Annotated in this window: 27 protein-coding genes and 1 riboswitch; of the genes, 10 read left to right on the forward strand and 17 right to left on the reverse strand. The window is 37.1% G+C overall.

All coding sequences use genetic code 11. The annotated features are described in order from the left end of the window. The first annotated feature begins 277 nt into the window (after positions 1-277). From MKY94_RS20795 to MKY94_RS20815, 5 genes are all read left to right on the forward strand, one after another. Entirely contained in the window at positions 278-1195 is a 918-nt protein-coding gene (locus MKY94_RS20795; RefSeq protein WP_144540115.1) for a zinc ABC transporter substrate-binding protein, read from the forward strand. An 11-nt stretch (positions 1196-1206) separates the two neighbouring features. Next, positions 1207-1956 (forward strand): metal ABC transporter ATP-binding protein, encoded by a 750-nt coding sequence (locus tag MKY94_RS20800; RefSeq protein ID WP_144540116.1) that lies wholly within the window; start codon positions 1207-1209, stop codon positions 1954-1956. Between the two features lie 15 nt (positions 1957-1971). After that, on the forward strand, positions 1972-2865 hold the full coding sequence (locus MKY94_RS20805; RefSeq protein ID WP_340845116.1) for a metal ABC transporter permease: 894 nt from the start codon (positions 1972-1974) through the stop codon (positions 2863-2865). Continuing rightward, complete coding sequence (locus tag MKY94_RS20810) at positions 2858-3745, forward strand: metal ABC transporter permease (RefSeq protein WP_342577769.1); 888 nt, start codon at positions 2858-2860, stop codon at positions 3743-3745. The genes MKY94_RS20805 and MKY94_RS20810 overlap by 8 nt, the downstream gene beginning before the upstream one ends. A 71-nt stretch (positions 3746-3816) precedes the next feature. Then, a complete protein-coding gene (locus MKY94_RS20815) occupies positions 3817-5742 on the forward strand; it encodes a translation factor GTPase family protein (protein WP_342577770.1) in 1926 nt (641 codons plus the stop codon). Between the two features lie 101 nt (positions 5743-5843). On the opposite strand, the gene MKY94_RS20820 is transcribed toward MKY94_RS20815, so the two are convergent. From MKY94_RS20820 to MKY94_RS20830, 3 genes are read right to left on the reverse strand one after another with little or no spacing between them, the layout of a single operon-like run. Continuing rightward, the gene (locus tag MKY94_RS20820) at positions 5844-6452 is read right to left on the reverse strand and encodes a methyltransferase (RefSeq protein WP_144540123.1); all 609 of its coding nucleotides are present in this window, start codon (positions 6450-6452) and stop codon (positions 5844-5846) included. A gap of 21 nt (positions 6453-6473) precedes the next feature. Then, positions 6474-7535 carry a CapA family protein gene (locus tag MKY94_RS20825; protein WP_144540125.1) on the reverse strand — a complete coding sequence of 354 codons (1062 nt, stop codon included), beginning with the start codon at positions 7533-7535 and terminating at the stop codon, positions 6474-6476. Between the two features lie 24 nt (positions 7536-7559). Further along, a complete protein-coding gene (locus tag MKY94_RS20830) occupies positions 7560-8759 on the reverse strand; it encodes an MFS transporter (protein ID WP_144540127.1) in 1200 nt (399 codons plus the stop codon). A gap of 480 nt (positions 8760-9239) precedes the next feature. Between MKY94_RS20830 and tatC the strand changes: the two genes are divergently transcribed. Then, positions 9240-10004: a twin-arginine translocase subunit TatC gene (gene tatC, locus MKY94_RS20835; RefSeq protein ID WP_144540129.1), complete on the forward strand. Its 765-nt coding sequence runs from the start codon at positions 9240-9242 to the stop codon at positions 10002-10004. Positions 10005-10106: 102 nt separating this feature from the next. Then, positions 10107-10310: a twin-arginine translocase TatA/TatE family subunit gene (gene tatA / locus MKY94_RS20840; RefSeq protein ID WP_154312031.1), complete on the forward strand. Its 204-nt coding sequence runs from the start codon at positions 10107-10109 to the stop codon at positions 10308-10310. 57 nt (positions 10311-10367) lie between these two features. On the opposite strand, the gene MKY94_RS20845 is transcribed toward tatA, so the two are convergent. Both MKY94_RS20845 and MKY94_RS20850 read right to left on the reverse strand, forming a co-directional pair. Continuing rightward, positions 10368-11345, reverse strand: coding sequence for an EAL domain-containing protein (locus MKY94_RS20845; protein WP_342577771.1), 978 nt, complete (start codon positions 11343-11345; stop codon positions 10368-10370). A gap of 230 nt (positions 11346-11575) precedes the next feature. Next, positions 11576-12742, reverse strand: coding sequence for a TraB/GumN family protein (locus MKY94_RS20850; RefSeq protein WP_144540133.1), 1167 nt, complete (start codon positions 12740-12742; stop codon positions 11576-11578). A 328-nt stretch (positions 12743-13070) separates the two neighbouring features. Between MKY94_RS20850 and MKY94_RS20855 the strand changes: the two genes are divergently transcribed. After that, the gene (locus MKY94_RS20855; RefSeq protein WP_144540135.1) at positions 13071-13409 is read left to right on the forward strand and encodes a heme oxygenase; all 339 of its coding nucleotides are present in this window, start codon (positions 13071-13073) and stop codon (positions 13407-13409) included. 59 nt (positions 13410-13468) lie between these two features. On the opposite strand, the gene MKY94_RS20860 is transcribed toward MKY94_RS20855, so the two are convergent. The 7 genes from MKY94_RS20860 to safA all read right to left on the reverse strand — a co-directional run bounded on the left by MKY94_RS20860 (position 13469) and on the right by safA (position 20433). Continuing rightward, positions 13469-14176 (reverse strand): GNAT family N-acetyltransferase, encoded by a 708-nt coding sequence (locus tag MKY94_RS20860; RefSeq protein WP_154312029.1) that lies wholly within the window; start codon positions 14174-14176, stop codon positions 13469-13471. 11 nt (positions 14177-14187) lie between these two features. Continuing rightward, positions 14188-15162: a sensor domain-containing diguanylate cyclase gene (locus MKY94_RS20865; protein ID WP_144540139.1), complete on the reverse strand. Its 975-nt coding sequence runs from the start codon at positions 15160-15162 to the stop codon at positions 14188-14190. Between the two features lie 16 nt (positions 15163-15178). Then, entirely contained in the window at positions 15179-15982 is an 804-nt protein-coding gene (locus tag MKY94_RS20870; protein ID WP_191697359.1) for an alpha/beta hydrolase, read from the reverse strand. Positions 15983-16146: 164 nt separating this feature from the next. Beyond that, the gene (locus MKY94_RS20875; RefSeq protein WP_191697358.1) at positions 16147-16881 is read right to left on the reverse strand and encodes an amino acid ABC transporter ATP-binding protein; all 735 of its coding nucleotides are present in this window, start codon (positions 16879-16881) and stop codon (positions 16147-16149) included. Positions 16882-16898: 17 nt separating this feature from the next. Continuing rightward, positions 16899-17660, reverse strand: coding sequence for an amino acid ABC transporter permease (locus tag MKY94_RS20880; protein WP_144540145.1), 762 nt, complete (start codon positions 17658-17660; stop codon positions 16899-16901). Between the two features lie 111 nt (positions 17661-17771). After that, positions 17772-18608: a transporter substrate-binding domain-containing protein gene (locus MKY94_RS20885; RefSeq protein WP_191697357.1), complete on the reverse strand. Its 837-nt coding sequence runs from the start codon at positions 18606-18608 to the stop codon at positions 17772-17774. Between the two features lie 127 nt (positions 18609-18735). Next, a riboswitch (Lysine riboswitch) is annotated at positions 18736-18918 on the reverse strand. A 906-nt stretch (positions 18919-19824) separates the two neighbouring features. Continuing rightward, positions 19825-20433, reverse strand: a complete 609-nt coding sequence (gene safA, locus MKY94_RS20890) for a SafA/ExsA family spore coat assembly protein (protein WP_340845125.1) — start codon at positions 20431-20433, stop codon at positions 19825-19827. A 300-nt stretch (positions 20434-20733) separates the two neighbouring features. On the opposite strand from safA, the gene pgeF reads away from it, so the two are divergent. Then, positions 20734-21495 (forward strand): peptidoglycan editing factor PgeF, encoded by a 762-nt coding sequence (gene pgeF / locus MKY94_RS20895; protein ID WP_191697355.1) that lies wholly within the window; start codon positions 20734-20736, stop codon positions 21493-21495. A 278-nt stretch (positions 21496-21773) separates the two neighbouring features. Here pgeF and splB read toward each other — a convergent pair whose 3' ends face one another. The 5 genes from splB to MKY94_RS20920 all read right to left on the reverse strand — a co-directional run bounded on the left by splB (position 21774) and on the right by MKY94_RS20920 (position 24819). Beyond that, positions 21774-22802, reverse strand: a complete 1029-nt coding sequence (gene splB, locus MKY94_RS20900) for a spore photoproduct lyase (RefSeq protein WP_340863929.1) — start codon at positions 22800-22802, stop codon at positions 21774-21776. 14 nt (positions 22803-22816) lie between these two features. Further along, positions 22817-23038 (reverse strand): transcriptional regulator SplA domain-containing protein, encoded by a 222-nt coding sequence (locus tag MKY94_RS20905; protein WP_144540155.1) that lies wholly within the window; start codon positions 23036-23038, stop codon positions 22817-22819. 107 nt (positions 23039-23145) lie between these two features. Next, positions 23146-23655, reverse strand: coding sequence for a QueT transporter family protein (locus MKY94_RS20910; protein ID WP_225216060.1), 510 nt, complete (start codon positions 23653-23655; stop codon positions 23146-23148). Between the two features lie 132 nt (positions 23656-23787). Beyond that, positions 23788-24543 (reverse strand): 3-oxoacyl-ACP reductase, encoded by a 756-nt coding sequence (locus tag MKY94_RS20915; RefSeq protein ID WP_144540157.1) that lies wholly within the window; start codon positions 24541-24543, stop codon positions 23788-23790. 51 nt (positions 24544-24594) lie between these two features. Then, entirely contained in the window at positions 24595-24819 is a 225-nt protein-coding gene (locus tag MKY94_RS20920; RefSeq protein ID WP_144540159.1) for a DUF2829 domain-containing protein, read from the reverse strand. A 314-nt stretch (positions 24820-25133) separates the two neighbouring features. On the opposite strand from MKY94_RS20920, the gene MKY94_RS20925 reads away from it, so the two are divergent. Then, positions 25134-26549 (forward strand): LysM peptidoglycan-binding domain-containing protein, encoded by a 1416-nt coding sequence (locus tag MKY94_RS20925; RefSeq protein ID WP_144540161.1) that lies wholly within the window; start codon positions 25134-25136, stop codon positions 26547-26549. Positions 26550-26651 lie beyond the last annotated feature (102 nt).

Consider the following 26651-nt stretch of genomic DNA (forward strand, 5'->3'; position numbering starts at 1 on the left):
GAAAAAATAAAGGTTTTTCGAGTATCTCCTTTTATGGAATTCTTTCTAAACAAAATGCCCTTCACTTGCGTATTCTACCCTAGATTTTCTTACCAACATATAGTCACCTTTTTTTCATTTTTACATAAAGTACTTTGACAATTCAAAAAAGAAGTGTTAACCTATTGAACAAATCTTTCCTTAAGGAAATTTATTATCATAAAAGAAAATAATATTTTTTTGGTCTAAAAGTTTCCTTTAGGAAATACTTTATTACAAAGGAAAAGGAGTGTGCTAAGTGAAAAAGATCTTATTTTTATTTATTGTGGCTGTTTTATTGGTTGGGTGTGGTAACAACAACGCAGGGGGTTCTGGGGAAGAAAAACCACTTGTCGTTACAACTACAGGGCAAATTGCAGATGCCGTAAAGATAATTGCTGGAGATTCTGTGGAGGTAAAATCCTTAATGGGCCCTGGTGTAGATCCACATCTTTATAAGGCTACTCAAGGCGATTTACAAGTATTAGAGGATGCAGATATTATTTTTTATAATGGTCTAGCGCTTGAGGGGAAAATGAGTGATATTTTTGAAAAAATGCAGAAGGACAAATCTGTAGTGGCTATTGGAGAAGTAGTTCCGAAAGATAGAATCTTAAATGACGAGGCTCATCCAGAATTATTTGATCCACATATTTGGTTCGACATTGAGGTTTGGAAATTGGCTACACACGAAATCACAAAATCACTTACGGAGGAATTTTCCACTGATGGAGATCAGTTTGCAGAAAACGAAAGAAAGTTCTTTGAGGAACTAGATGAGCTAAATGGTTGGACGAAGGAACGCATTAGTGAAATCCCCGAAGAGCAACGGGTTCTTGTTACCGCTCATGACGCCTTTAATTACTTTGGTGAAAGCAATGGGATGGAAGTTCGAGGATTACAAGGTCTTAGTACAGATGCTGAATACGGTCTAAAGGATATACAGAATATCGTTAATTTCTTAGTAGAACAAAATATTAAAGCGGTCTTTATCGAATCCAGTGTGTCAGACAAAGCCATGAATGCTGTAATTGAAGGTGCGAAGGAAAAGGGACACACCATACAAATTGGAGGAGAACTGTACTCGGATGCAATGGGAGCTGAAGGTACAGAAGAAGGAACTTATATCGGAATGTATAAGCATAATGTCAATACGATTGTTGATTCACTAAAATAGGAGGTAGCAAAATGAATGCATTACAGGTAAAGAGCTTATCTGTTGCTTACGAGGAAAAAGTTGTATTGAGCAACATCAGTCTAACCATTCCGAAGGGACTAATTACCGGGATTATTGGACCAAACGGAGCAGGGAAATCTACGTTGATTAAAGCCGTGCTAAATCAGCTTCCAAATAAAACTGGATCTGTTGCAATATTAGAGCGTCCGCTGAATCCAAAGGATCATATTGTTGGATATGTTCCTCAGCGTAATGCCGTAGATTGGGACTTTCCAACAAATGCATTGGACGTAGTATTAATGGGCCGATATGGACATATCGGTGTGATGAGAAGACCTTCTTTAAGAGACAAACAAATAGCGCTGAATTGCTTAAGAAACGTAGGAATGGAAGCATTTGCAGAACAATCAATAGGGCAGCTTTCCGGAGGGCAACAACAGCGTGTGTTTTTGGCTAGAGCTCTGGCACAGGAAGCGGAGGTTTACTTCATGGATGAACCATTTGTTGGAGTAGACGCTGCAACTGAAAGAACAATCATTTCCATCTTGAAGGAGTTAAAATCACAAGGAAAATCAGTGTTCGTCGTTCATCATGACTTACAGACAGCAGCTGATTATTTTGATTGGATTGTGTTATTAAATAAAACAACTATAGCTTCTGGTCCTACCGAGGTTACCTTTACACCAGATAACCTACAAGAAGCATACGGTGGTAAGCTATTTTTTATGGATCAAGCTAAGTCAGGAAAAAATGACTTATGAAAGAGGTGACTATTAATGTTATCCGGTAATCTTCTTTGGGTTCTCACTGGAGCTATTCTTTTAGGGGTAGCAGCCGGTTTAAACGGTACATTTGCTTTTCTTCAAAAGCAAAGCTTAGTAGGAGATGCAGCCGCTCATGCTGCACTTCCTGGTATTGCCCTTGCTTATTTAATTTTTGAGAAAAAGGATTTGCCTATCCTCATGATAGGCGCTGCTATCACTGCTGCACTTTCTGTATATATGATTCAATGGATTGTGAATCATTCTAAGCTGAAGGCTGATGCCGCTATTGGATTAATATTATCCGTCTTTTTTGGAATAGGCATTGTATTAATAACAATTGTTAACCAAAGTGGCACTGGTAATCAAAGTGGTTTAAATGACTTTATCTTTGGAAAGGCAGCAACTATGGCAAAAAGTGATCTTATTTGGCTATCTGGCAGCGCCATATTAATCATCCTTATGTGCTTGTTGTTCTTCAAGGAATGGAAGCTTATGATTTTTGATCCCATCTTTGCAAAGGGGATTGGATTGCCTGTGGAGCGTTTACGCACGTTGTTGACAGCATTGACTGTTTTGACAATTGTTACCGGTATTCAGGCAGTAGGGGTTATTTTAATGGCAGCCATGCTTATAATACCTGCAGCTGCTGCAAGATTTTGGTCCAGTCACCTTGGTATAATTTTGGTCACGAGTGCCTTTTTTGGGGCTTTATCGGGAGCTCTCGGCACTATGATTAGCTCTCTACGTACTGGCTTGTCCACTGGGCCAATAATCGTTTTAGTAGCCGCAGCTTTGTTTTTAATATCTTACTTTCTCGCTCCAACAAGAGGGTTGCTTTCTAAAATCCGTAAAAAGCGTACATTTAAGCGACAGCGCATAGCTCAAGAGGTGACAAGCAATGAATGAATTTTGGGTTCTTTTAACTGGCTCCCTTGTCGGAATTACTTGTGGCCTAACGGGGGTCTTTCTAATTCTCAGAAAAACTGCCATGATAGCAGATGCCATTAGTCATACAGTGCTGTTTGGAATTGTAGTTGCCTTCATGGTTACACAATCCTTAAATGGCGTTTGGATGCTAATAGGTGCGGCCCTCGCAGGGCTACTGACCACTTTTCTAGTACAGGTGCTTCAATCAGGAGGATTGCAGGAAGACGCGGCTATAGGGGTAGTATTTACTTCACTTTTTGCCTTAGGGGTATTATTAATTACCTTGTTTGCAGGAAACGTTCATTTGGATGTGGAGCATGTACTAATGGGTGAAATAGCATTTGTACCTTGGGATACTTGGAGTATTTTAGGGGTTGAAATGCCAAAAGCAGTTTGGATGCTATTATTTGTACTATTCCTTAATATTGCTTTTCTAGTTTTATTTTATAAAGAAATTAAACTCTCTACCTTTGATCCTGTGTTCGCTTTATCCATTGGGTTACCTATAATGGGGATGCATTACTCTTACATGACACTTGTCTCCCTTACGACTGTCGCTGCTTTTGATAGCGTGGGGGCAGTATTGGTTGTTGCTATGCTCATCGGACCTGCTGCTACTGCTTATCTAATGAGCAAGAGCGTTCGCGGGATGATTATATGGAGTATGACTTTTGGTATTACAGCAGCTATATCTGGATACTACTTGGCAAAGCTTTGGAACACCTCTATTGCAGGTATGATGGCGGCTATGATTGGCGTTCTATTTATGCTCGTCTTTCTGTTTAAGCCTCATGACGGTTGGGTTTGGAAAGCTGTTAATCGTATGAGGACAAATGGCTCCAAGGCTCTTTCTAGATAGCACACACTCACCTTTTGTTTATCCTGCCTTTTGCTATAATACAAGAAAGGACGTAAACAAAAGGTGATATTATGCATAAAACTATAGGAATTTTAGCACACGTTGATGCGGGAAAGACCACATTTTCAGAACAGCTACTCTTTCATACGAAAACAATTAGACAACGAGGTAGGGTCGACCATAAGGATTCCTTTCTTGATAGTCACTCCATAGAAAAAAACAGAGGTATTACCATTTTTGCTGACCAAGGGGTTTTTTCCTATAATAATTCTACTTATTATATTATCGATACACCGGGTCATGTAGATTTTTCTCCAGAGATGGAGCGAGCCATCCAAGTCATGGACTACGCAATCATCATAATAAGTGCCGTTGATGGAATTGAAGGGCATACAGAAACAGTTTGGCAGCTGCTTCGAAAACATAAAATACCTACCTTCTTCTTTATCAACAAAATTGATTACGATGATACTAATCCTGATGCTGTTTTACAGGAGATTTTTGCTAACTTATCGGAGGATGCTTGTCACATAACTAATAGCTATACGGAAGAATTAATTGAATTTATCGCTGAGCGAGATGAAGTTCTTTTGGAAGCTTACATGGAAAATGGATTTGATGAACTACTTTGGACAAAGAAGTTCAAGCAAATGATTGAGGAATGTATCGTATTCCCTTGTGCGTATGGCTCAGCCTTAAAAGATATTGGGATGTTGGATTTTTTAGAATCTCTCGACAAGCTTACAGACACACACTACAACAACGACCGAGCTTTTACAGCCCAAGTATATAAGATACGGCATGACGAGAGCGGGAATCGTGTAACCTTTCTAAAGGTCTTAAGTGGAAAGCTGAGAGTAAGGGATGAAGTGAAAATTGAAAATGAGCATGAGAAAATAACACAGCTGCGTCAATATAACGGCAGCAAGTTTAAAACAATTGATGAAGCTAATGCCGGTGAACTAGTTGCTGTAACAGGATTAACTGCTGCTTCTATTGGAGATACAATTGGTGCTAATCAAAGTAAGACCCATTTCGATTTGATACCCACTTTAAAGTCAAAGGTAATCTTTGACGATTCCATCCATGTAAAAGAGGTACTAAGATCCTTTAGGCTACTAGATGCTGAAGACCCCTCCTTACGGGTTTATTGGGATGAGTATTTTCAAGAGATTCATGTGCACGTTATGGGTGTTATCCAGCTCGAGGTACTAGTACAAATTGTGAAGGAGCGCTTCCACTATAATGTAACATTTGGAGAGCCTAAAATTCTTTATAAGGAAACAATCGAAGCACCCGTTAGAGGCTATGGGCACTTTGAACCCTTAAAACATTACGCCGAGGTACACCTTCTGATCGAACCTACAGGGAGAGGATCTGGGCTGACTTTCGATAATATTTGTCATGCCAATGATTTGTCTATAGGTAACCAGAATCTTGTGAAGCACCACCTTTTAGAGAAGGATCATCATGGAATACTTACAGGCTCTGCACTGATCGATGTTAAAATCACTTTACTGACCGGAAGAGGTCATAATGAACATACCTCTGGTGGCGATTTTAGAGAAGCAACCTACCGAGCCTTACGACAAGGATTAGAAAAGGCTCAAAATATCCTTCTGGAACCTTTTTATGACTACAAAATCAAAGTAGATATGGATTTAATCGGAAGAGTTTTGTCGGATGTTCAGCAAGCTCACGGGACATTTGAGCCGCCAGAAAATACTGGTGATAAGGTTATTATAAAGGGAAGGGTTCCTGTAGCTACTTTTATGAGCTACAGCACTACTTTCGCCTCCTTTACTCACGGAAAAGGAACGCTCAGCCTTTTATTTGGTGGCTATGACCGATGCCATAACCAAGAGGCAGTAATAGAAAGAATTGGGTATAACAAAGAGGCAGATCCGGAATACACCTCCACCTCTATCTTTTGTGCAAAGGGCACCGGATATAAGGTTCCCTGGCAGGAGGCAGAAAAAGCGATGCATTGTCTCTAAGAATTCGATACATCTAAAACTACCAGACATCTTTGAAGAAGCTACCCACAGATTTAATACACAAAAGAGGAAGAATCTTAAAAACAGATTCTTCCTCTTCTTTATATTTCATAGCGATAAATCATAAAACGTTCATTGTGATTTTGTTCGTAAAGCTCTGGTATTCGTATTTCTCTCCAAAGAGTGAAAGCAGTTGCCTCCTCCAAAAACTGAAGATATTCCGGGGTCGGGTAGTAGAGAATAATATCAACTGTTCGCTCCACTTCCTCTAATGACACTAAAATATTATGAACAACCTTTTGAAATATAGGAGTAGAGAAGGGATTAAAAAAATAGAAGCAGTCTTCCTGTGAGTCTATTTTGTATTCCTCGGCCAAGCAGCATTCAAATCTAATGGAAGCTCGAGTTGGCTTAGCTTTTTCCATATACTTCATGAGGTTTTCCATTGACTCCTGGTAAAGCTGTCCATTCATCTCTATTCCAGTTACAGAAATGTTATAAAAATAATGGACATAAAAAGGAAATCTACCTTTTCCACAGCCGAAATCTACCATTCTGTTAGTAGCCTTCCAATCATACAATTCAAACAATGTTTGTAATGCGCTATATGGGGTTGCCTCATAACGATTATAATGGGAGGACTGATATTGCCATTCTCTCATTCCAGCTGTCTGTATTCTTAATAATCGCTCATAGTCTGACTCGTTCATCCCAACCTCCTTGATTCTTTTTTATTCACCAAAAACATGTTGCTGAACCCAATCGTTTTTTTGACTGTTAGCCTCTTCAAGCAAAGACACCTTAAAAGGTTCTCCCTTTGAGACAATCGTCCCTATAAATGAAGGATTTTCAATACGGATCATCACTTTATCCTGAACCACTCTTTTCGTGATTTGTAGCCTAGCAATTCCACCGATATTGGTACTGTCAAATTGTTGAGCACTAAAAAAATTACCTAGTGAGTAGAATACATGGGTATCTCCTTTGCTAGTGGATATTTTTTCATAGGGCTGAACAACATGAGGATGGTGACCAAAAATAATGTCTACCCCCGCATCAGCCAACCATTGCGCCAGCTCTTTTTGAGTTTCATTGTTCCTTAGGGCATACTCTTCTCCCCAATGAATGCTCATTACTACAACATCCACCTTTTCCTCTAAAGCTTGAATGTCTTGTTTCATTTGTTCACGATCTATTATATTTACTAAGTATTCTTTACCCTCAGGGATTCGATGGCCATTTAATCCATAAGTATAATTTAAAAAACCTAATCTTACATCCTTTACCTCAAATATTCTATCGGTTTGTTGGTCTTCTAATGATTTATAGGCTCCCATATAAGGCATCTCGTTTGCTTTCATTGACTCAATAGCAGCTAATAAACCAGCTTCCTTTTGATCTAGCGTATGGTTATTTGCGCAGGATAATAAATCGACTCCAGCGGCTTTGAGATCCCTAACGATATGAGCAGGACTAGAGAAATTAGGGAATCCAGACAAACCGAATGACGTACCTGCTGGTATAGACTCCTGATTTGCTAGCAAGAAGTCTACTCCTTGCATCTCTTTTTCTACCTCCTGAAAGGAAGGTAAGAAGCTAGAATATTCATAGAGGGGACTGTGCAATAAAACATCTCCTACCATACCAATCTCTATCTGACTCTCTTTATACTCTTGCTGAAAATTGGTTACGTGTTTACCTTGAAAGTCTTCTTTAAAGGGATTAGTTATTTGCGCATTGAAAAAAGACAAAACAATGATAAATACTAATAGAAAAGGGAGTAAAATTTTCATGAAGTAGACCTCCTTCTATCATCTTTATCTATTTCGTTGTCGAATATACACATAGAAAAATCCCCCAGCACCTAACAATCGTAAACACGAATTAATTGTCATTGCCGACTCCATTCCAACCATCTCTAATAAAATAATACCCACTTGAGGAGCAACAAACGCAACTAACGCCAATAAAACATTATATGTTGTAATACAATACGTTCTAGACTGTTCCGGTGACTTTTCTAAAAGTAAATTAAATAAAATGAGCACAGTTCCTGAAAGAAAAAAGCCTGACGTTGTTTGAATCATAGTTAAGTAATATAGATTGGTAGACAGCACGACGAGAAAAGGAGTAGTAGCCATACCTATTGCTGCCCATATAAACATCCGCAAATTGCTGTATTTATCTGCCCAGCGTTTCCATAAAGGAAATGTAAAAAACTGCATTAGCATACTACCTACCGAAAACATACTAACCCAGAAAATAGTAGCCCCCGCTATTCGCACGTTATATATATTAAACAAGCCCCAAGCCATCTGCCAGGCAAAGTTAAAAAACAGTGCCGCTCCTAAAAAAGATACGTAATTGGAGTCTCGAAAAATAGACCAATCCATCGATTTCTTCTTTAGAAGACTCTCTTCTACCCGAACAGGTTCTTCCTTATGTTTCATGATAAAATACACTTCTAAAATTCCAAATAATAAGGCTACTAAAAACAAAATTTGATATGCCCCTGTACTAGCAGAAGCCTCCCTCATTACGATACCGATAAATAAAGTAGCTATAAGTCCTACTAATGTCAGTAATCTATTACGATCACTAAAAAATTGTCCTCTTCGCTCCTCTTCAATCATCCCACTGATGAACGTCTGCCAGCCGATATTGGCAACCGTATTGGGCACGCTGATTAAGGCGATAATAATTAGAAAGGACCACGCCTGCATAGAATGGGACGGTAAATAACTGACTAATACAATAAATACGAAACATAATCGTGCAAGCAAAATGGAACCAGCGACAATCTTTTTTTGTGTGTAAGCTTTGTTTAAAAGAATAGCTGCTGGCACTGTCATTAGCAAAGCGATTAACGGAGGAAGGGAACTGATTAAGCCAACCTGATAATTAGTTGCCCCTAAAATAGTAATAGCAAAAATCGGGAAAAAATTATTAGAAAAGTTTAAAGCAATAGTAGAAGCCATACCATGGTAAATACTGACCTTCTCGTTATACGTTCTCATGCTTTCATTCCGTCCATTTCATGTGAGATAGATAGAATTATATACTTCCTTTTCAGGAAAACAAGAGTGTTTATACAAATATTTACCTGGCGATAATAAAATATAAATGAATAAAAGATAGAGACTAACCGACTATATAAATTGTTTCTCGAGAATACTTAAGTCAGAGTAATTTAAGTGCGTAAAAGTCATGAGAATAATTTCAACATCATGATTGGAGAATTATTTTAGTATATTTCTTCATAAAAAGTACACAAAAATGCAACTTTGAATATTTCATTTTTTTTATTAAACCCTTAGAATATAAGGAGTTATCAGTTTTTCCCTTATATAACAAATATAAAGTTATCTAGTTTACAAATTCATGGGAAAGAGTATAATGGGTAGTTGGTACAGGACAAACATGTAACAAATTGCTTTTTAAGTACTAAATATAAACACAGCTTCCCTTTGTTTAAATAAGATGGGGTGATAAACATAATGGCAATTCCGCAAGAGCCAGAGCTAACGCTTGTAGAACATTTGGCTGAGTTAAGAAAAAGGTTAATTGTAATTGCGGTAACCTTTGTCCTATCTCTTGCCTTAGGATTTTGGATGGCTCCTAAAACATTAAATTTCCTAAAACAACAGCCTACAGCTGCACACGTAGAATGGAACATTTTTGGCTATACCGATGGACTGCTAATTTACGTTAAATGTGCATTAGTTTTAGCCATTTTAGTAACTTTGCCCATAGCTATGCACCAAATATGGCTATTTGTTAAGCCAGGTTTGTTGGATAAAGAAGCAAGAGGTACGATTTACTTTATACCAGTCTCTTTTTTCCTATTTCTGGCCGGTATTAGCTTTAGCTACTTTATTTTATTTCCTTTAATGTTAGACTTCATGTCTAATATTAATGAGTCTATAGGTGCCACAGAAACCTATGGAATGCAGCAATATTTTACATTTATGTTCAATTTAATTATTCCAGTTGGAATAGTTTTTGAGTTACCAGTAATTATTTTATTCCTTACGAAGCTAGGGATTATTACTCCAGATCGACTACGAAAGATGCGAAAAGTTTCGTACTTTGTATTAGTTGTTGTAGGGGTATCTATTACGCCTCCTGACTTCATTTCTGATTTCATCATTATCATACCTTTATTGTTATTGTTTGAAATTAGTATTCTTGTATCAGCTTGGTCTTACAAGCGTCGGTTAGCCAAAGAAGCTCTTTTAGAAAAAGAACTTGAGGAAAACTAATGTGAATAAGCTTTACTAGCATGCTACAATAGCATTGCACACATAACTAACACTCATGTCACTTGAATAGATAGACAATTATATCCATTAGGAGGAAATAACATGCCAAATATCGGCGTACCAGGTTTAATAATCATTCTAATCATTGCATTAATCGTATTCGGTCCATCTAAATTACCTCAATTAGGTAGAGCAGTAGGACAAACACTTAAAGAATTCAAAAACTCTACAAAGGACATTGTGGACGATGTAGCAGAAGAATTTAAATTAGAAGACAAAGATACAAGTGCTAAAAAGAAAGCATAAAAAAAAAACCGAGCATATTATTGCTCGGTTTTTTTTTTATAGCTTTGGTTACTTAAACTATTTAGAATCTTCCAGAGGATGTGGGAGAGGTTTCCCAAAATAGTATCCTTGAAATAATTGATATCCTTTCTTTTTTAACCATTCCCAATCTTCTTTTTCTTCTATCCCCTCTGCCAATGGGATGGAATAGATTTCTTTAGCTTTTTGTAGAAATTGTAAAGCAACTTTTTGTTTCTCTATATTGGTAGCTACTCCTTGAACATATTTCATATCTAGCTTCATATAGTGAGGCTTAATCTCTTCTAACATTTGTAGCGTACTATGCCCTTCTCCTACATCATCTAATGCATATTGAAACCCTCTAGCTTTATAAAAGGCCATAATCTTTTTTAAATGATTGATATCCTCTACTTTTTCTGTTTCAACAACTTCAAAAACTAAGTTTCCAGGATTAACACCGAGGCTATTTGCTACCGCAGTGGTGGATCTTAGACAATGCTCGGGAGAGTATATAGAAGTAGGTATAAAATTTATAAATGCTTTTGTATTATCTAGTTTTGCTGCGTACTTTACTGCTGTCATTCTACATATCCGATCTAAAGCATATAAACGTCCTCTCTCTTTAGCAGCGCCAAAAACTTCTCCAGGATATAGGATATCCCCTTCCTCATCTAAAAATCGAGAAAGCATCTCATAGGCATAAATATTTTTCTCTGCATCTACAATTGGCTGATAGTAGCAAATTACTTGTTCATTCTTAATCACCTTGTCAATCCACTTAACCTCTAATATTTCCTCTATTTTATGGAGAGGTTTCCAGTCTTGATTAGGAACTCGAAAGGAAATATGAGAGATATCCATATGGTCTTTACTAAAGTCTATAAAATCCTGCGCATCATCTTCTTTAAGAGTAAAATAACGGCCGTTCTCTTCTAATCTTAATGCCCTATTTTGGATAAAATCCATTACATCTGGCAACACTTGAAAATTAGTTTCACCTTCGATTTTAAACTCTAATACTAAGTCTCTTACCATACAGCCACTACATTCCACCATTAATCCCTCCGACCTATCGTTTATCCCCAAAAATTAAGCATTTTTTCCTGTTAAATAATATTATAGTAGAACTTATCTGCCAATCATAATCAGAAGTCTTCCATACTTTTAAAGATACATGATGTTGATACATCATAACCAAAAGAGAAATCTATTGCTTAAAAATAGAAAAAGGAGGAGCGAAGTGACCGCTACTCCTTTAGTGATAATTATAAGTTTTTAAAGAACACTCTGATGACATCGGCACCACCGATTATTGTACCAAGAGAACCAAATAAGTTAGTTAGAACTAAAACGAGTAATACACGTGTAACTTTATTCTTCCAGAACCCTTTTATCGTAAACACGTCCTCGGACAGTCTCTCAAAGTCGCCAATTGTAGGGCGTTTCATATAAGCTTGGACCAACCCAGAAAACCAACCGGAGGCTAATATAGGATGCAACGCTGTTATTGGTGCCACTATGAACGCTGTAACAATTGCTAAAGGATGTCCTAAAGCTACAATTGCCCCAATTGCTGCCATCGTTCCCGTCCAAATAATCCAGCTCCATGCCTGATCCCATCCTGCTGTTGGGTTTGCTATAAATGTATACGCGATCAATGCAATGATAAGGATAGGAAGCGACCACCCAATTATTTTAGGTAAAATTGATTTGGGTGGGACTGTAGAAAGTCTTTCTAAATCCTGATGTTTGTAAATTTCTTTTGTAATACCAGGAACATGTGCCGCTCCTAATACTGCTACAATTTTTTTACCCGGGGCTTCCTTAATTTTTTGAGCTAAGAACTGGTCTCGTTCATCAATTAAAGGTGTTTTCAGCCTTGGAAATGACTCTGTAAATTCTGCAAGTACTGCATTTAAAGTGTCCTGCGATTTCATCTTCTCTAGCTCTTCTTCGGAAATGGTGTCTTTACTAAAGATGCTATAGAAAACCGATGTAAGAAGCTGAGACTTACCTAACCAACCAAGATTATGCCAGATACGAGAGAATGTTATTTGGATATTACGGTCAGCTAGTACAAGTTCTGCTCCGGTTTCTTTTGCACTTTCAATTCCTTGAATCATTTCTTGGCCTGGTTTAATGTCGAACTGCTTGGCCATACGATTTTGGAAGGAAGAAATAGCTAAGTTCATCAATAATAAAGTCGCTTTCTTCTCTTTTATGATTTTAAAAATATCTGTTTCTTTCCATTTGTTATTATCAGTAATAGATTGATATCTTTGTTCATCTAACTCTATACACACGGAATCAGGATTTTCTTTTTCAATCACTTCTTTAACCTGCTCAGCGCTCAACCTAGAGACATGAGCAGTACCAATTAAAATAATTTCCTTGCCATCAACCTCTAAACGAGTTATATTTGCTTCCGACATAAACTACTTCCTTCGTGTAAATGTATTTCTTTTACATAATCGTCTGTTTATTGATTATGAAAAGTCTTGTATCTATAATAATGAAGCACTTGAGCATAAAATTCAATTTGTTTATGTGAAAAAGCTAGAAGATCTAATCATATTCTTACTAGGACGTATATAGCTCTCCTCCTTTTAGTAGAATTCATGCTAGCTCGTCTGCTTTACCCCTTAAGCTTCCCCATTAAAAGATCTCCCGATGAATGTCTGTTTAGATACTATGAAAAGATATATCGTATAGGAAATGTTATAATTACACTGACAAATAAGTAAAAAAGGAGAATGTCTAATGATTATCGTAACAAATCGTATTAAAACAAAACCAGGATTTGCTGAAAGAATGGCTCCAAATTTTACAAAGCCAAGCCCACTTCAAGAAATGGAAGGCTTCATCAAAGTAGAGGTTACTATTACACAAGGTACAACTGAATATGATGAAATGAATGTAAATATGTATTGGGAAAACGAAGAAGGTTTCCAAGCTTGGAGAAATAGTGATATCTTCAAGGAAGCCCATAAACGTCCAGAACCTGGTTCTGCTGAAGCTTCTAAAGAATCTCCGCTATTAGGAAGTGAATTAATAATTTCTAAAGTGGCTTCTACTGTAGAAGCTATTTCCACTAAATAAGTAATATTAAAAGGAGCGAGTGATTTAACATCACATGCTCCTTTTTGCTTAACCTAGTTTTATTTATCTATCCGATAAATTCCTTTTTTATCTCTTAATATGCAGCCATTTGCTTGGAAAATTCTTATCATATATTCATTGTTTTCGTCTGTACTTCCTACATAATAAGTGGCGTTCATTTTTTTTAATAATTCTAGAGAATACAGATGAAATACTTTTCCGAAACCTTTGCCTCTCTGTTCTGGTACTACTCCAAAGTAAAATAGCCTGCCTTCTTCGACCGTTCCGTCTTCTATATGCGGAATACTAATACCCATGGGTTCTTCACCTTTAAAGAAAATATGACAATAATGACGCCAAGTAGATCCTAGCTCATTCACAAAGGCTTCCATTATCTGTTCAATGGAAAATAAATTATTTTTGTTTGCAGAGCCACTTCTGCATTTATCGTATAATAGAGCAAATTCCTCGTCTGCGAGCGAACTTCCTGAAAGAGTTACCACATGAAAAGCATCATCTAGAGTAAAATTTTCATCTAGTAGACGTGTATATTCCACAATAGAGGAAACCTTATGAAAGCCTTCATTCATTAGCTGTTGTTCGTATTCTTCAACCATTAGAAGGGAAAGGTAATTCACCTGTTCGTCCTTCCAATCTTTTAAAAGACTTTTCAATTTTGACCAGTATTCATCTTTAGACATATCCATCTTTATTTGGTCAGCTAACCAATATTCCTGGTCTTTTTTAATAACACTAAAAGCAACCATTTATATTCCCCCTATAAGTCGTTTATATGGGTAACTCTATTTCGACCATTCCTCTTAGAATAATACAACGCATGATCAGCCTTCTCCACCACTGTTGTACGAGTATCCTCTGACGTGTAAGTTGCAACTCCTACACTTATCGTAATTTCGTCAATGGGCCAAGTAGTCTTTTCAATTTCCAACCTTAAACGTTCCGCCTGATGGTTAGCCTCTTGTGCATTTGTTAGTGGGAGAAGAACAATAAATTCCTCTCCGCCGTATCTAAGCACCGTATCTTTCGGACGTACAGTTTCTTCTGCTATCTTGGCCAACCTTTCTAGCACCTGGTCTCCCATCGCATGACCCCAAGTATCGTTGACCTGCTTAAAATGGTCAATATCTATTAAGCATAAGGAAAAGGACTGTTTGTTCTGCTCAAATTGCATAATCATCTCTTCTAGCTTGATATGAAAATAACGACGATTTTTTAAACCAGTCAATTTATCCGTTATGGCTAATTTCTCTAGCTTACCATTTAGTTCAATAAGTCTTTCTTGCTTTTCCTCTATTTCCTCATGCAATTCCTCTAATTTAGAAAGCGCCAGTTCCTTTTCTCGGAACGCTTCCTCCAACTGTTTTTTTGCTAGTCTAATTTCTTGTTCATAGCCTATTCTCTTCCCCATAGAAACCATTACACAATCAATTACCTCTATACCTTCTCGATTTGCTTTTTTTCCATTTAACAATACTGGAACGCTTTGACCATCCTTATGCAGTAGACTTAGAAATAACTCTTCGACGTGTCCGTATAATCGAATATAGGGATAAAAATAAGTATGAAATATAAACTTATTAGTCTTAGACATAATTGTTTCTATATGCTTTTGAGCAATCTCTTCATACATAAACCCTGTCATTTGAAGGAAGGTTTTATTCATATCGATTAGCATACCTTCTTGGCTGATAGTAACGTAACCACAAGGCGCAAGATTTAAACGCTCATCCATACATATACCATTCCCTTCACTGCATTTGGTAAAGATACTCTTTAATCAGCTGTATTGTTTCATGTGGGTGACTTAGATGAGGATAATGTCCCTTCACATCCATTATTTTAAAATCACTTTTCTCAATATGGCGATGTAAGTATTCACCTACCTGAATAGGAACAATACTATCTTCTGAGCATTGGATGATTAATGTTGGAATAGATGATTTCTCTAAATCCTTACGATGGTCGGAAAAGAATGTCACCTCCGCAAATTGCTTTGTAATCTTCGGGTCGGTTGAGCTAAAACTTTTTTCTACTTCTTTTGCCACCGCAGGGTGCACGTCATTAGCGGCTACTATTGGAGCCATATAGCTTGCCCATCCTATAAAATTCATCTCCATCATATCTAACATTTCATGAATATCTCTTTCTTCGAATCCTCCAAAATACTCTCTATCATTAAGATACCTTGGGGATGGACCAATCATAACCAAACTTTTAAATGCCTCAGGTTTTTGAATGGCTGCTAGCATACCGATCATGGAGCTAACGGAATGTCCAACAAAGATTACTTCGTGAAGCTTCAATGCCTCTATTATATCTAGCACATCTTGAACATAGCCTTTAAGTGAACCATATTTCTCAGAATTATAAACCTTTAAATTTGAATCTCCTGACCCAACATAATCAAACAAAACAATTTGATATTCTTCTTCAAATGAAGGGACAATATTTCTCCACATGGTTTGATCACAACCGAAACCATGGGCAAACATTATTACTTTTTCCTTGTTCCCTATTACTTTTACATTATTTCGTTTTAGTACTTCATTCATGAAAACACCTCTAGTTTTTTTCCTTATATAAAAGGCTTCCTCTTCTTTTAAAAGGGAAGCCTTACATAGATTTGATAATTTATCCATTGCATATATTACCAATATACTATTTTATCTATTTTTTTTCTACACAAAAAGGTGAATTGATACTAACAACCTAGAGTTTATTTCAATGTTCTTTTTAAGAATTCTCTCGTTCGATCTTGTAGAGGATTGTTAAAAATTTGCTTTGGAGGGCCTTCCTCCGCAATAACTCCCTTATCCATAAAGACTACTCGATCGGAAACCTCCTTGGCAAATTCCATTTCATGAGTAACAATTAACATTGTCAAACCAGTGTTCGCAAGCTCTTTCATTACTTTTAACACTTCCCCCACCATTTCTGGGTCAAGTGCTGATGTAGGCTCATCAAAAAGCATTACATCAGGCTCCATAGACAAGGCTCGTGCAATAGCAACTCTCTGCTTTTGACCTCCGGACAATTGCTTTGGTTTAGCATTAACGTAGCCATCCATGCCTACAACGTTTAAGTATTTCAGTGCAATTTTCTCGGCTTCTTCCTTAGAACGCTTTAATACTTTTACCTGTCCAACTGAACAGTTACCTAACACATTGTGATTATTAAACAGATTAAACTGTTGAAAGACCATTCCAAGCTTCGTTCGGTAGGAATGGATATCGTGCTTATTATCGAGAATATTCTCCCCTTGATAAATGATTTGCCCACCACTTGGCTTTTCCAACAAATTAATGCAGCGGAGAAGAGTCGATTTTCCCGATCCAGAAGAGCCAATGATGCATACAACCTCGCCTTTTTTAACAGAGAAATCGATATCTTTTAATACTTCATGTGCTCCAAAGGATTTGCTTAAATGTTGAATTTCAATTACTTTTTCCATAGTTGCTCCTCCTTTGCTTACTGATTTTCATGTGGACCTTTTGGTAGGACTGCCATTTGCATCGGTTGACCAATGACTGTATAGTTTTCAGGTCCATCCAATTTCTTCTCAAAATGACGTAATATCAAGGTAACAGCAAATGTCATGATGAAATACAAGATACAAGCTACAAAAAATGACTCAAAATATCTAAAGTTATTTCCTGCAACTGATTTTGTTTGGAAATACAGCTCAGTGACTCCGATTACATTCAACACAGAGGTATCCTTAATATTAATGATAAATTGGTTACCTGTTGCAGGAAGTATATTGCGGATAACTTGAGGTAACACAATATGAAGCATCGTTTGAATATGCGTCATCCCTATTGCTTGAGAGGCTTCAAATTGACCCTTGTCTATGGAAATAACTCCGCCTCGAACAATCTCCGCCATATAAGCACCCGTGTTTATAGAAACAATGAAAATAGCAGCGAGTAGACGATCCATGTCTAAGCCAAAGGCCAATGAGGAGCCGTAAAAAATAACCATTGCTTGTACTATCATTGGTGTGCCACGGAAAAACTCTATATAAATAGAGAGCATTAAGTTAACCAGCTTAAGAAAGTATCTTTTAATCCCCTTTTCCGGCATAGGAACAGTTCTTATAACTCCTGCCAGCAAACCGATGATAGCTCCGAAGATAGTTCCAATAATGGATATTAAGAGGGTTACTCCGGCTCCTCGTAAAAACATTGGCCAATTATTTGTAATGATGGATATAATCCATTCTAAACTCATAGTCTTCCTCCTTACATACTAGCTGACCCATAAACACACTTTCCAAGGAAAGTCAGTAAATGCTGTAAATAATGAAACGGCTGCAAAATAGTAGCAGCCGTTGTTATATGCTTATTCTGCAGCTGGTTGATTTAAAATAGCATTGTCCATAATTTCTTGTCGCTCTTCTTCTGAGATTCCTGCTAAAACTTTATTGATTTTGTCTGTTAAGTCACTTTCCTTTTTCAATCCTACTGCAACGGCTGTTTCCTCTTCATCTGCCACGAATCCTTCTGTAAATTCGATCATTACAAATTTATCATTTGCTGATGAAGCACTAATCCCTTCTGGACGTTCAGATACATAGCCGTCAATCATTCCAGATTCTAGTGCCACACGCATTGCAGGGAAATTATCTGATGCCGGTTGTTTTTTTACTCCTTCAATTTGGTCAATAACCCCGTAGTGAGAAGTATTTAATTGGCCAGTAATTTTCGCCCCCTTAAAGTCTTGAATGGAGGTAGCATTTTCAAATGTCCCACCCTTTTTTACCACCATAACAAAGTTGGAAGTATAATAGTTTTCGGAGAAATCAATTGTTTTTTTACGCTCTGCAGTTGGTGACATCCCTGCAATAATTGCATCAATTTTGCCGGATGTTAGGGCTGGAACTAAACCGTCCCATTCCGTTTTAACAACAACGAGCTCTTTACCTAAGCCCTCAGCTATTTTTTTAGCAATTTCTACATCGTAACCACCAGCATATTCTGCATTACCGTCAATTTTTACGCCACCATTTTTGTCATCCATTTGAGTCCAGTTAAATGGTGCATATCCTGCCTCTAAACCTACTGTAAAAGTATCTTGATCAGAAGCTGATCCAACGCTTTCTTCCTCTTTTGTTCCACAAGCTGCAAGCAGTAAAATGGTTGATAATAATAATGTTAAAGTGAATAGACTTTTTTTCATCTCTATTAATCTCCTTTTTTAAATTAGTATATGTATGCATGCATACAAAAAGGACAACCGTACAAAAAAAGACCTGAGATAGACTCAGGTCATATATGTATGGTTGCCCTAAATCCTCTACTTTTCCCCATGAGATAGCACACCATTATAAACCGGGACGTTTATAACGGACAGTCCTGCAATTATTCACTGCAGACCCAGCATGTAATAATGAGTTTATTACAAACTTCGGCGACATTTCCTTCTCCCTAGCATCACAGCTACTCACGCTCCACTAAGGACTGTTAAATATCGCGCCTCTACCTCACTTCTATAAAGCGAGGTTATATTCAATTATTGTTCATAGTCTACAACAGAGATTTTCATCTGTCAACATGTGTTCTATTGATTAAACAAAATATTACTATTATTAGATTGTAATCTCTTTAGAATTATTTCATTACCCATTTAAAAAAAGCTAATAATCCGAGGAATTGCTAAGAAAAGTCTGCTAAAGTAAACGCATTTTCAACTTTATCATACTTTTTCTTTTTCCCTTTGGGCATAGGTTCCGAGGGGGAGCGATAAGCCATCACCGTCGCTTGCGCATCTTTTATGAGGTCTTATCTGTCTCAGTCGTCCCACAAGAGGCGCCGCCTGCCGCTCCAATCATAAGTTTTATAGTAAAGAGAAAGGAATATAGATAAAACTAACTCATTTATTTAAAGCTATTAATAAAATACTTTTCACTTTGACTATTTGATTAACAAGTGATGGTTGATTTCCGCTCTCAGCGGACGCTTTCCGTGGGGTGAGGATAAGCCATCACTGTCGCTTGCACGTCGTTTGTGATGTCTTATCTGTCTCGTTCATCCCACCGGAGTCGCCGCCTGCCGCTCCAATCAAATAAAGCCCGCTTTAAAGCCTCCATATACATTCTTGGATCTCTTAGACCATTCGTTGATTGGTTGAAGCCCCTTTCTAGGAGAATTTCCATTTTGAACGGGACGAAAAATGTTTCACATGAAACTTTATATTATAAAAAAAACATGAGATAAGCTGGTTTCACATTACATGCGACAGTATGGCTTATCGCTATACTCCACAGAAAGAATTCGTTTAAAGCGCAACTTTAGCTATTTATAATTTATGCTTTTCATTTTTCTCACCTTATCGGAAAACCGCAAAAAAAGAGCGCAAATGACTTGGCTACCACCGTCATTTGCACTCTTTTCACTTATTTTTGTATAAACATTTGTGTCCAGTAGTTACCGTCTTTTACATAACCTACACCAATATGAGTATAGTTTTTGTTTAAGATATTCGCTCTATGACCTTCACTGTTCATCCAAGCATCTACTACTGCTGCGGCTGTTTTTTGACCCATAGCAATATTTTCTCCTGCAGATTTATAGCTTATTCCAAAATTCTTCATCATTGTAAATGGAGTTCCGTAGACAGGACTAGTGTGACTAAAATAGTTTTTATCGTGCATATCCTGTGATTTATATTGCGCTACTCTTCCAAGCTCCCAATCATATTTTAATGCTGAAAGACCCGCGTTTGCTCTTTCCACATTTACAAGTTTAATTACTTCTTGTTCTATACTATAAGAATCGTTTGAAGGGACATTGATTTTTTGACCTGGATAAATAAGGTCCGCATTTTCTAATTGAGGATTTTCCTTGATTAATTCTGAAACACCTGTTTGTGTCTTCACAGCAATTTTCCATAAAGAGTCTCCTGATACTACTGTATAGGAATTAGCTGCAAATGCAGTGATAGGCATTAATAACGTTAGTAATAGTAGTCCTACAATAGCTACTTTAATTTTTTTCTTAAACATTGTAATCTTCCTTTCCTTCTTTAACTCTACTAATATAGTAAATTAAAAAAAGAATGGAAATCATCCCTTAATAATTGGATGCAATTTTACAGGTATATTACAAAGGAATTCAACAGAGAGACAAAGCTCGGTATTAAACGAATTCATGCTTATTCGAAGGTAATATTTTTGAAATATTCAAGGAGGAAAATTCCTTTATAGACAAAATCTTTTCCGATTATCCCTTCCTTACTCGAACTGACCATTCTGCTCTCCTATACAACTTCCAAGGATTATACTATATTAAAAGTGGGTGATTATATGAATATTAGGAAATATTTAAATAACGAGCGTTTTATCTTAGGAACGACAATGAAAGACGTTACTGCTTTAGAAGAGAACAACATGGCTTTACACGTTTGTGAAAATCCAAAGAATATATTGGAAAATCGCAAGAGACTGGCGGAGCAACTCCAATGTAATTTGGATGATTTTGTTTGCGCCAATCAGACACATAGCGCCAATTTCCATAAGGTAACTGCAGCTGATAAGGGGCGTGGAGCAAGGCTGTTAGATACTGCCATTAAGGATACAGATGCTCTTTATACATTTGAACCAGATCTTTTGTTATGTAGTTTTACAGCAGATTGCGTCCCTGTCATTTTCTACAATGAAAAAAATAATCTGGTGGGAGTAGTACACTCTGGCTGGCAAGGAACGGTCAAAGAAATTACAAGGAAGCTGTTTGAGTATTTAAAACAACACGAACACTGTAACCCAAATGACTTTCATGTACAAATTGGCTCTGCACTCAGCCAAGAAAAATTTGAGGTAGATGAAGATGTCTATAAAAAGTTTAAAGATTTAGGCTATGCGAACGACTTTATGTACTATAAAAATGAAACTGGTAAATTTCATATCGATAACCAGCTCACCGTCCAAAAGCAATGTGAGCTTGCTGGTATTCCACTTGAACGTATTTCAATCGATCGAACATGCACATTTTTAAACCCTGATGGTTTCTCTCATCGAGAAGACAGAAATACAGGTAGACATTTAAGTTTTATCATGCGGAAGAAATAACCTTTCAAACACATCACTAATTGAGCTGATGTGTTTTTTTATTGAAGACATACATTTGAATTAAATTTCTTTATATATTAATTTAAATTTCTTTTTGGCTGGGGGAAGTCTATCTTTTTTGGAGCTACTAGAGAACACTAACATTACTTCACCATTTGAGAACGATAGTATAGAGAATGCTTTACTTTTTGTTGAAAAATGGTTAATAAAAAAAGGTTATTTCATATAAATTACAAAATAGCCTGATTCCCGTTTTGAGGAATCGGGCTATCTGCTTTTTAAGTAAAATATTCAAATTTAGCATTAGGAAAAAACTTATCCATATAACTGTAGAGATGTTCTTTAATATCTTCCTCTTCTTCTTTTTGATAAATATATTTCCCTATCCCATATTTTCCCCACTTTATTCTTCTGGATTCTTCATCTAGCTCAAGCTTGGTCATAGGATAGTTTTTTTCGATTACTTTTTTAGCTGGTTTAGTAAAGCGATGCTGTATGAATTCAAAGGTTATATTATCGCGGGCGTCCTTTGGAAGTTCAGCATCTAATCTTTCAAACATATGATAATATCCTTCTTTCCAACCTTCATGAAGGTAAATTGGAGCTACGATAAATCCCAAGGGGTAGCCTGATCTAGCAACCTTCCCAGCTGCCTCAATACGCTTATCCAGTGGAGAAGTACCTGGTTCGAAATTTTTAATCACATAATCAGCATTCACACTAAAGCGAAATCTCGTGTTCCCATTATGCTTTGCGTCCAATAAGTGATCTACAAAGTGAAACTTTGTCACAAATCTAAGCCTGCCAAATTCTGATTGACCAAAATGTTCAATTGCCCTTTTTAATGTATGTGTAAGATGGTCGATTCCCACTATATCAGAAGTACAGGATGCTTCAAATCTTGTGATTTCTGGTGCACGTTCCTCAATATACTTGTCAGCTGCTCCGAGAATTTCCTCCACATTTACATACGTTCGAATATACGGCTTGCTTCCCATCGTCGTCTGTAAATAGCAATAATGACAATGCCCCATACATCCCGTGGCGAAGGGAATTGCATATTCAGCTGAAGGCTTAGAGGAATCAAATTTTAATGTCTTACGTATACCAACTACTAGCGTAGACTTAGCAATACGATATTTTTGAAAATCATTATCGCCTGGAAGGTTTCGTATTTGGTTGTGGGAAGTCGTATAGTGAATTTCTTTTCCCAGCTTTTCAAATTTCTCTTTCAGCTCTCTACCTAGAGGATATTCAAGCGCCTTTGGCTCAAAATATACAAGCTGGGGTGTAAATGGTTTTCTCATGTCCAACCTCCGTCTTATTGAAAATAATGACGATATGCTTGTTCCGCTTCATAGGCGCTTGCATAAATAGCCATGTCAGTCGTTAAAGGGTAATATGTTTCATAAACAAAAACAGCCAATTCGTCAGGGTTTTCTGGGTTATTTACTACTGCCGCCGATTGAATGTTAGCTACGCTTTGAATATGTGGGTTACGGTAAAAAATATAAACAATATCACCTGCTGTATAATCTTCCATCTGCTTCTCTCACTCCTAGCTTTCCACCTAGCTTGGTTTTCCTGAGAGAATTTATGTAATAAATAAAAGTGAAAAAACCACATTCGCTTAAAGCGAATATGGTTTAGTTATTTAGACAAGTCTATTCTCTTATTTAATAAATATATAGCAATTCCACCAACAGTCATCGAGAACAATTCACTTAGCCCGACTGTTAAATAGGTATACCAAAAAGGAAATTCCAGCATAATAGCTAACTGCCCTGCAACTGTAAACATGGAAAGCGCAAAGATAATAGCTGTAATCGCTATTTTCCATATTTCACTGGTCAATCTCTTAGTGACCTTCCGACAAAGTATCAATACAAGGAAAGTTGCAATTCCACCAATAGGCACATCGAGCATCCAGGTTGGGGACATAAAATTAGCAAGGACTACACCTAATGTAATTGCCACAACATAGCGCTTATTGTATAACGCCAAATAATTAAACATCTCAGCTAAACGTAGCTGGATGTTTCCAAAGCTAAAAACAGCTAAAAGTACTGTTACGGCAACATATAAAGCTGCAACCATAGCTGTCTTCGTTAACTCATTTACCGAGGAACGACTTGAGTCCTTCAAAAAGGTAGTATTCAATTTACATTCTCCTTTATAAAATAGCAAACTGCTATTTTAGTAATAACTACGACCAAAGGATTCCAAGTGCCGTAGTGCAAGCAAAATTGCTTACTCGGATAGTATATCAGGAATTATTGCCATTTAATATAATTATTTGGCAATCCATCCTCCATCAATGGGTACGACTGCTCCATGAATATAATCTGCTGCATGACTAGCAAGGTAAAGAGTTAGGTTTGCCACTTCTTTTGGCTGTGCCCACCTTCCTGCAGGTGTTTCATTGGCTACCCATTTTGCTATTTCTCCTTCTCCTGCAAAATCAGCATTATTCATTGGGGTCTGAATCGCCCCTGGAGCAATAGCATTTGCTCTTATGCCCTCACGGCAGTAATCTATATCCAATTGCTTTGTGTATCCTATAATGGCGTGCTTAGAGGCTGTATAAGCTGCTCCTCCACCTCCTGCTACTAATCCGGCAATAGAAGCCATATTGATAATGACTCCTGATTTTCTTTCAATCATTTGAGGGAGAACTGTGTTTGTTACCAAATAGGTTCCTTTCACATTGGTGTCCATGATTTTATCCCAAAGTGTTTCATCTGTTTCTAGAGTCTTTGAATAATTGTCTAAAACCCCAGCTGTATTGAGTAAAATATCTATTTGCTTAAATGTCTTGAGGGCTATCTCAAATGCTTCCTCTACGCTCTTTTTATCGCTTACATTTCCAATGTAGTACGAAAAACAAGACTTATACTGGTCTTTTAATGATTTAAGTCCGGCTCCATCAACATCTAAACCAAATACGTTGGCCCCACACTCGATAAATGCTATAGCTTGAGCTCTCCCTATACCAGAAGCAGCTCCAGTAATAAGAACCGTCTTCCCTATGTACTCCTCAAATTTCAATATGATTCCTCCTAAATATGAAAAGTCCACGATATCTCGTGGACTTTTAGTTTATTTGCTTACAATAACCCAATCCTCAGCCAATAAGTCACAAACTGTTGGGGTAAACATTGTATATCCTTCTCCTTCTACATTAATCAAAAAGTAAGGATTTAGATTTTCTCCATCATGCTTGCTTTGTCCAACTAGCATTACGTACAATTCCGCACCACCCCAGCCTTGTCTAATTACTTTTTCCCCAGATTTTAAACGTGGTAATATCTCTTCAAACATCATTGTTATTCACCCTTTATCTTCCCTATATATTTTCTAACCAAAATTATACTAGATTGTAAAATGGCAAACAACTAAAGGAATAGCTGCTCTTTTCATCTCCTTTAATTTTATACAGATCTTGTATGTAGAAGATGTGATTATTTTAGTCAATATTCTTTAAGCACCTAAAACACAGAATTTTGTATATTAGTCGATTGGTCCGGTCGTTTTTGATTTTGGAAATCTATTGATTTGATAAAAATAATAAGTTTCACATTTATATTCGTTTAACAAAACATATACTTTATTAAACCTAAGAAAAAAGGAGCTGCCCATTGATCATATATGTCGTCAATAATGGTGATACGCTTTGGGGAATTGCTAATCGTTATCAAATAGATGTAAATGCCATTCAACAAGCTAACCAATTGCCTGATCCAAATAATCTTCTAGTTGGCCAATCTCTTGTCATCCCTATCTATGGGATTTACCATACGGTTCAAAATGGAGAAACTTTATGGTCGATTGCACAACAATACGGTGTTTCTGAACAATCTATTCTTTCTTCTAACAGACTGCCTAACCCAAATCTCTTATATCCTGGTGAGCGAATTTTTATTCCTCCTATTATTCATGTGGTACAGCCCGGAGAAACGCTACGGCAGATTGCTAGCCTTTACGGAACTACTATCCAAGCTCTAATCAGTCAAAACTCTCTCCAAACTCCCGGTCTCCTCTACCCAGGAACACAATTGATTATTCCTAGACCAAAGCCTATAACTGAAGTGAATGCCTACACCTATCAGAAAGAGGAAGATGCCGTTCAGACGGTCAACAGTCTTCAATCTCTCCTGACCTATATTAGTCCCTTTGCATACAAGTTAACAGAGAATGGGGATTTAGAACCCTTAAAGGATGAACTTGTATTAGAAGCAGCTGTTTCCAATGATATTGTACCGATGATGGTCATCACCAATTTTTCTTCCACAGAAGCTGGCACTAATCTAATGCATGTCATTTTCTCTAGCCCAGACATATTAACAAAATTAATGGCAAATATACTTCAGATCATGGAGGACAAAGGCTATCGAGGTTTGAATATTGACTTGGAAAATGTGTTACCGGAGGATAGAGATGCTTATACTGCCTTTCTCCAGCTAGCAGTAGACACACTACATCCTAAAGGTTACTTTGTTTCAACAGCTGTTGCTCCTAAATTTAGCGACACTCAGTCAGGTTTACTTTATGAAGCACATGATTATGAAGCACATGGGAGAATTGCAGACTTTGTTATATTGATGACGTATGAATGGGGTTGGCGCGGCGGACCTCCTCAAGCAATTTCTCCTATCAATCAAATGAAGAAAGTAGTAGAGTACGCTTTGACTGTTATGCCAGCCGATAAAATATTTTTAGGCTTTCAAATTTATGCACGAGATTGGCGAATACCTCACGCGCAAGGACAAATTGCAGAGACATTTAGCCCTCAGGAAGCTGTTAGAATAGCTACTGAGCATAAAGTAAGAATTCAGTTTGATTCAATCGCTCAATCTCCTTTTTTTACCTATACCGATGAGCAAGGTCAAAAGCACGAGGTTTGGTTTGAGGATGCCCGTAGCGCTCAAGCTAAATTTAACTTGGTCAAACAATACCGTTTAAGAGGTATTAGCTATTGGGTGCTTGGCTATCCCTTCCCTCAAAATTGGGTATTGTTAGATGATAACTTTGAAGTAAAGAAATTAAAAGAATAAGCGCTGGACCTTGGACTAAGAGGTAAGTCGCTTTTACTGGACGAACATTTGAAGTACACTTACTTCCTTATTCTAAAACAAAAAACCTACCATCTTTAAATA

Origin of the sequence: Psychrobacillus sp. FSL K6-2843 (assembly GCF_038626375.1) — a bacterium.
Classification (GTDB): domain Bacteria; phylum Bacillota; class Bacilli; order Bacillales_A; family Planococcaceae; genus Psychrobacillus; species Psychrobacillus faecigallinarum.

Excerpts from the sequence above, each read along its gene's own strand:
- MKY94_RS20800 (WP_144540116.1), top strand. The coding sequence starts at position 1,207 with ATGAATGCATTACAGGTAAAGAGCTTATCTGTTGCTTACGAGGAAAAA.
- MKY94_RS20805 (WP_340845116.1), top strand. The coding sequence starts at position 1,972 with ATGTTATCCGGTAATCTTCTTTGGGTTCTCACTGGAGCTATTCTTTTA.
- MKY94_RS20810 (WP_342577769.1), top strand. The coding sequence starts at position 2,858 with ATGAATGAATTTTGGGTTCTTTTAACTGGCTCCCTTGTCGGAATTACT.
- MKY94_RS20815 (WP_342577770.1), top strand. The coding sequence starts at position 3,817 with ATGCATAAAACTATAGGAATTTTAGCACACGTTGATGCGGGAAAGACC.
- MKY94_RS20820 (WP_144540123.1), bottom strand. The coding sequence starts at position 6,452 with ATGAACGAGTCAGACTATGAGCGATTATTAAGAATACAGACAGCTGGA.
- MKY94_RS20825 (WP_144540125.1), bottom strand. The coding sequence starts at position 7,535 with ATGAAAATTTTACTCCCTTTTCTATTAGTATTTATCATTGTTTTGTCT.
- MKY94_RS20830 (WP_144540127.1), bottom strand. The coding sequence starts at position 8,759 with ATGAGAACGTATAACGAGAAGGTCAGTATTTACCATGGTATGGCTTCT.
- tatC (WP_144540129.1), top strand. The coding sequence starts at position 9,240 with ATGGCAATTCCGCAAGAGCCAGAGCTAACGCTTGTAGAACATTTGGCT.
- tatA (WP_154312031.1), top strand. The coding sequence starts at position 10,107 with ATGCCAAATATCGGCGTACCAGGTTTAATAATCATTCTAATCATTGCA.
- MKY94_RS20845 (WP_342577771.1), bottom strand. The coding sequence starts at position 11,345 with ATGGTAAGAGACTTAGTATTAGAGTTTAAAATCGAAGGTGAAACTAAT.
- MKY94_RS20850 (WP_144540133.1), bottom strand. The coding sequence starts at position 12,742 with ATGTCGGAAGCAAATATAACTCGTTTAGAGGTTGATGGCAAGGAAATT.
- MKY94_RS20855 (WP_144540135.1), top strand. The coding sequence starts at position 13,071 with ATGATTATCGTAACAAATCGTATTAAAACAAAACCAGGATTTGCTGAA.
- MKY94_RS20860 (WP_154312029.1), bottom strand. The coding sequence starts at position 14,176 with ATGGTTGCTTTTAGTGTTATTAAAAAAGACCAGGAATATTGGTTAGCT.
- MKY94_RS20865 (WP_144540139.1), bottom strand. The coding sequence starts at position 15,162 with ATGGATGAGCGTTTAAATCTTGCGCCTTGTGGTTACGTTACTATCAGC.
- MKY94_RS20870 (WP_191697359.1), bottom strand. The coding sequence starts at position 15,982 with ATGAATGAAGTACTAAAACGAAATAATGTAAAAGTAATAGGGAACAAG.
- MKY94_RS20875 (WP_191697358.1), bottom strand. The coding sequence starts at position 16,881 with ATGGAAAAAGTAATTGAAATTCAACATTTAAGCAAATCCTTTGGAGCA.
- MKY94_RS20880 (WP_144540145.1), bottom strand. The coding sequence starts at position 17,660 with ATGAGTTTAGAATGGATTATATCCATCATTACAAATAATTGGCCAATG.
- MKY94_RS20885 (WP_191697357.1), bottom strand. The coding sequence starts at position 18,608 with ATGAAAAAAAGTCTATTCACTTTAACATTATTATTATCAACCATTTTA.
- safA (WP_340845125.1), bottom strand. The coding sequence starts at position 20,433 with ATGTTTAAGAAAAAAATTAAAGTAGCTATTGTAGGACTACTATTACTA.
- pgeF (WP_191697355.1), top strand. The coding sequence starts at position 20,734 with ATGAATATTAGGAAATATTTAAATAACGAGCGTTTTATCTTAGGAACG.
- splB (WP_340863929.1), bottom strand. The coding sequence starts at position 22,802 with ATGAGAAAACCATTTACACCCCAGCTTGTATATTTTGAGCCAAAGGCG.
- MKY94_RS20905 (WP_144540155.1), bottom strand. The coding sequence starts at position 23,038 with ATGGAAGATTATACAGCAGGTGATATTGTTTATATTTTTTACCGTAAC.
- MKY94_RS20920 (WP_144540159.1), bottom strand. The coding sequence starts at position 24,819 with ATGATGTTTGAAGAGATATTACCACGTTTAAAATCTGGGGAAAAAGTA.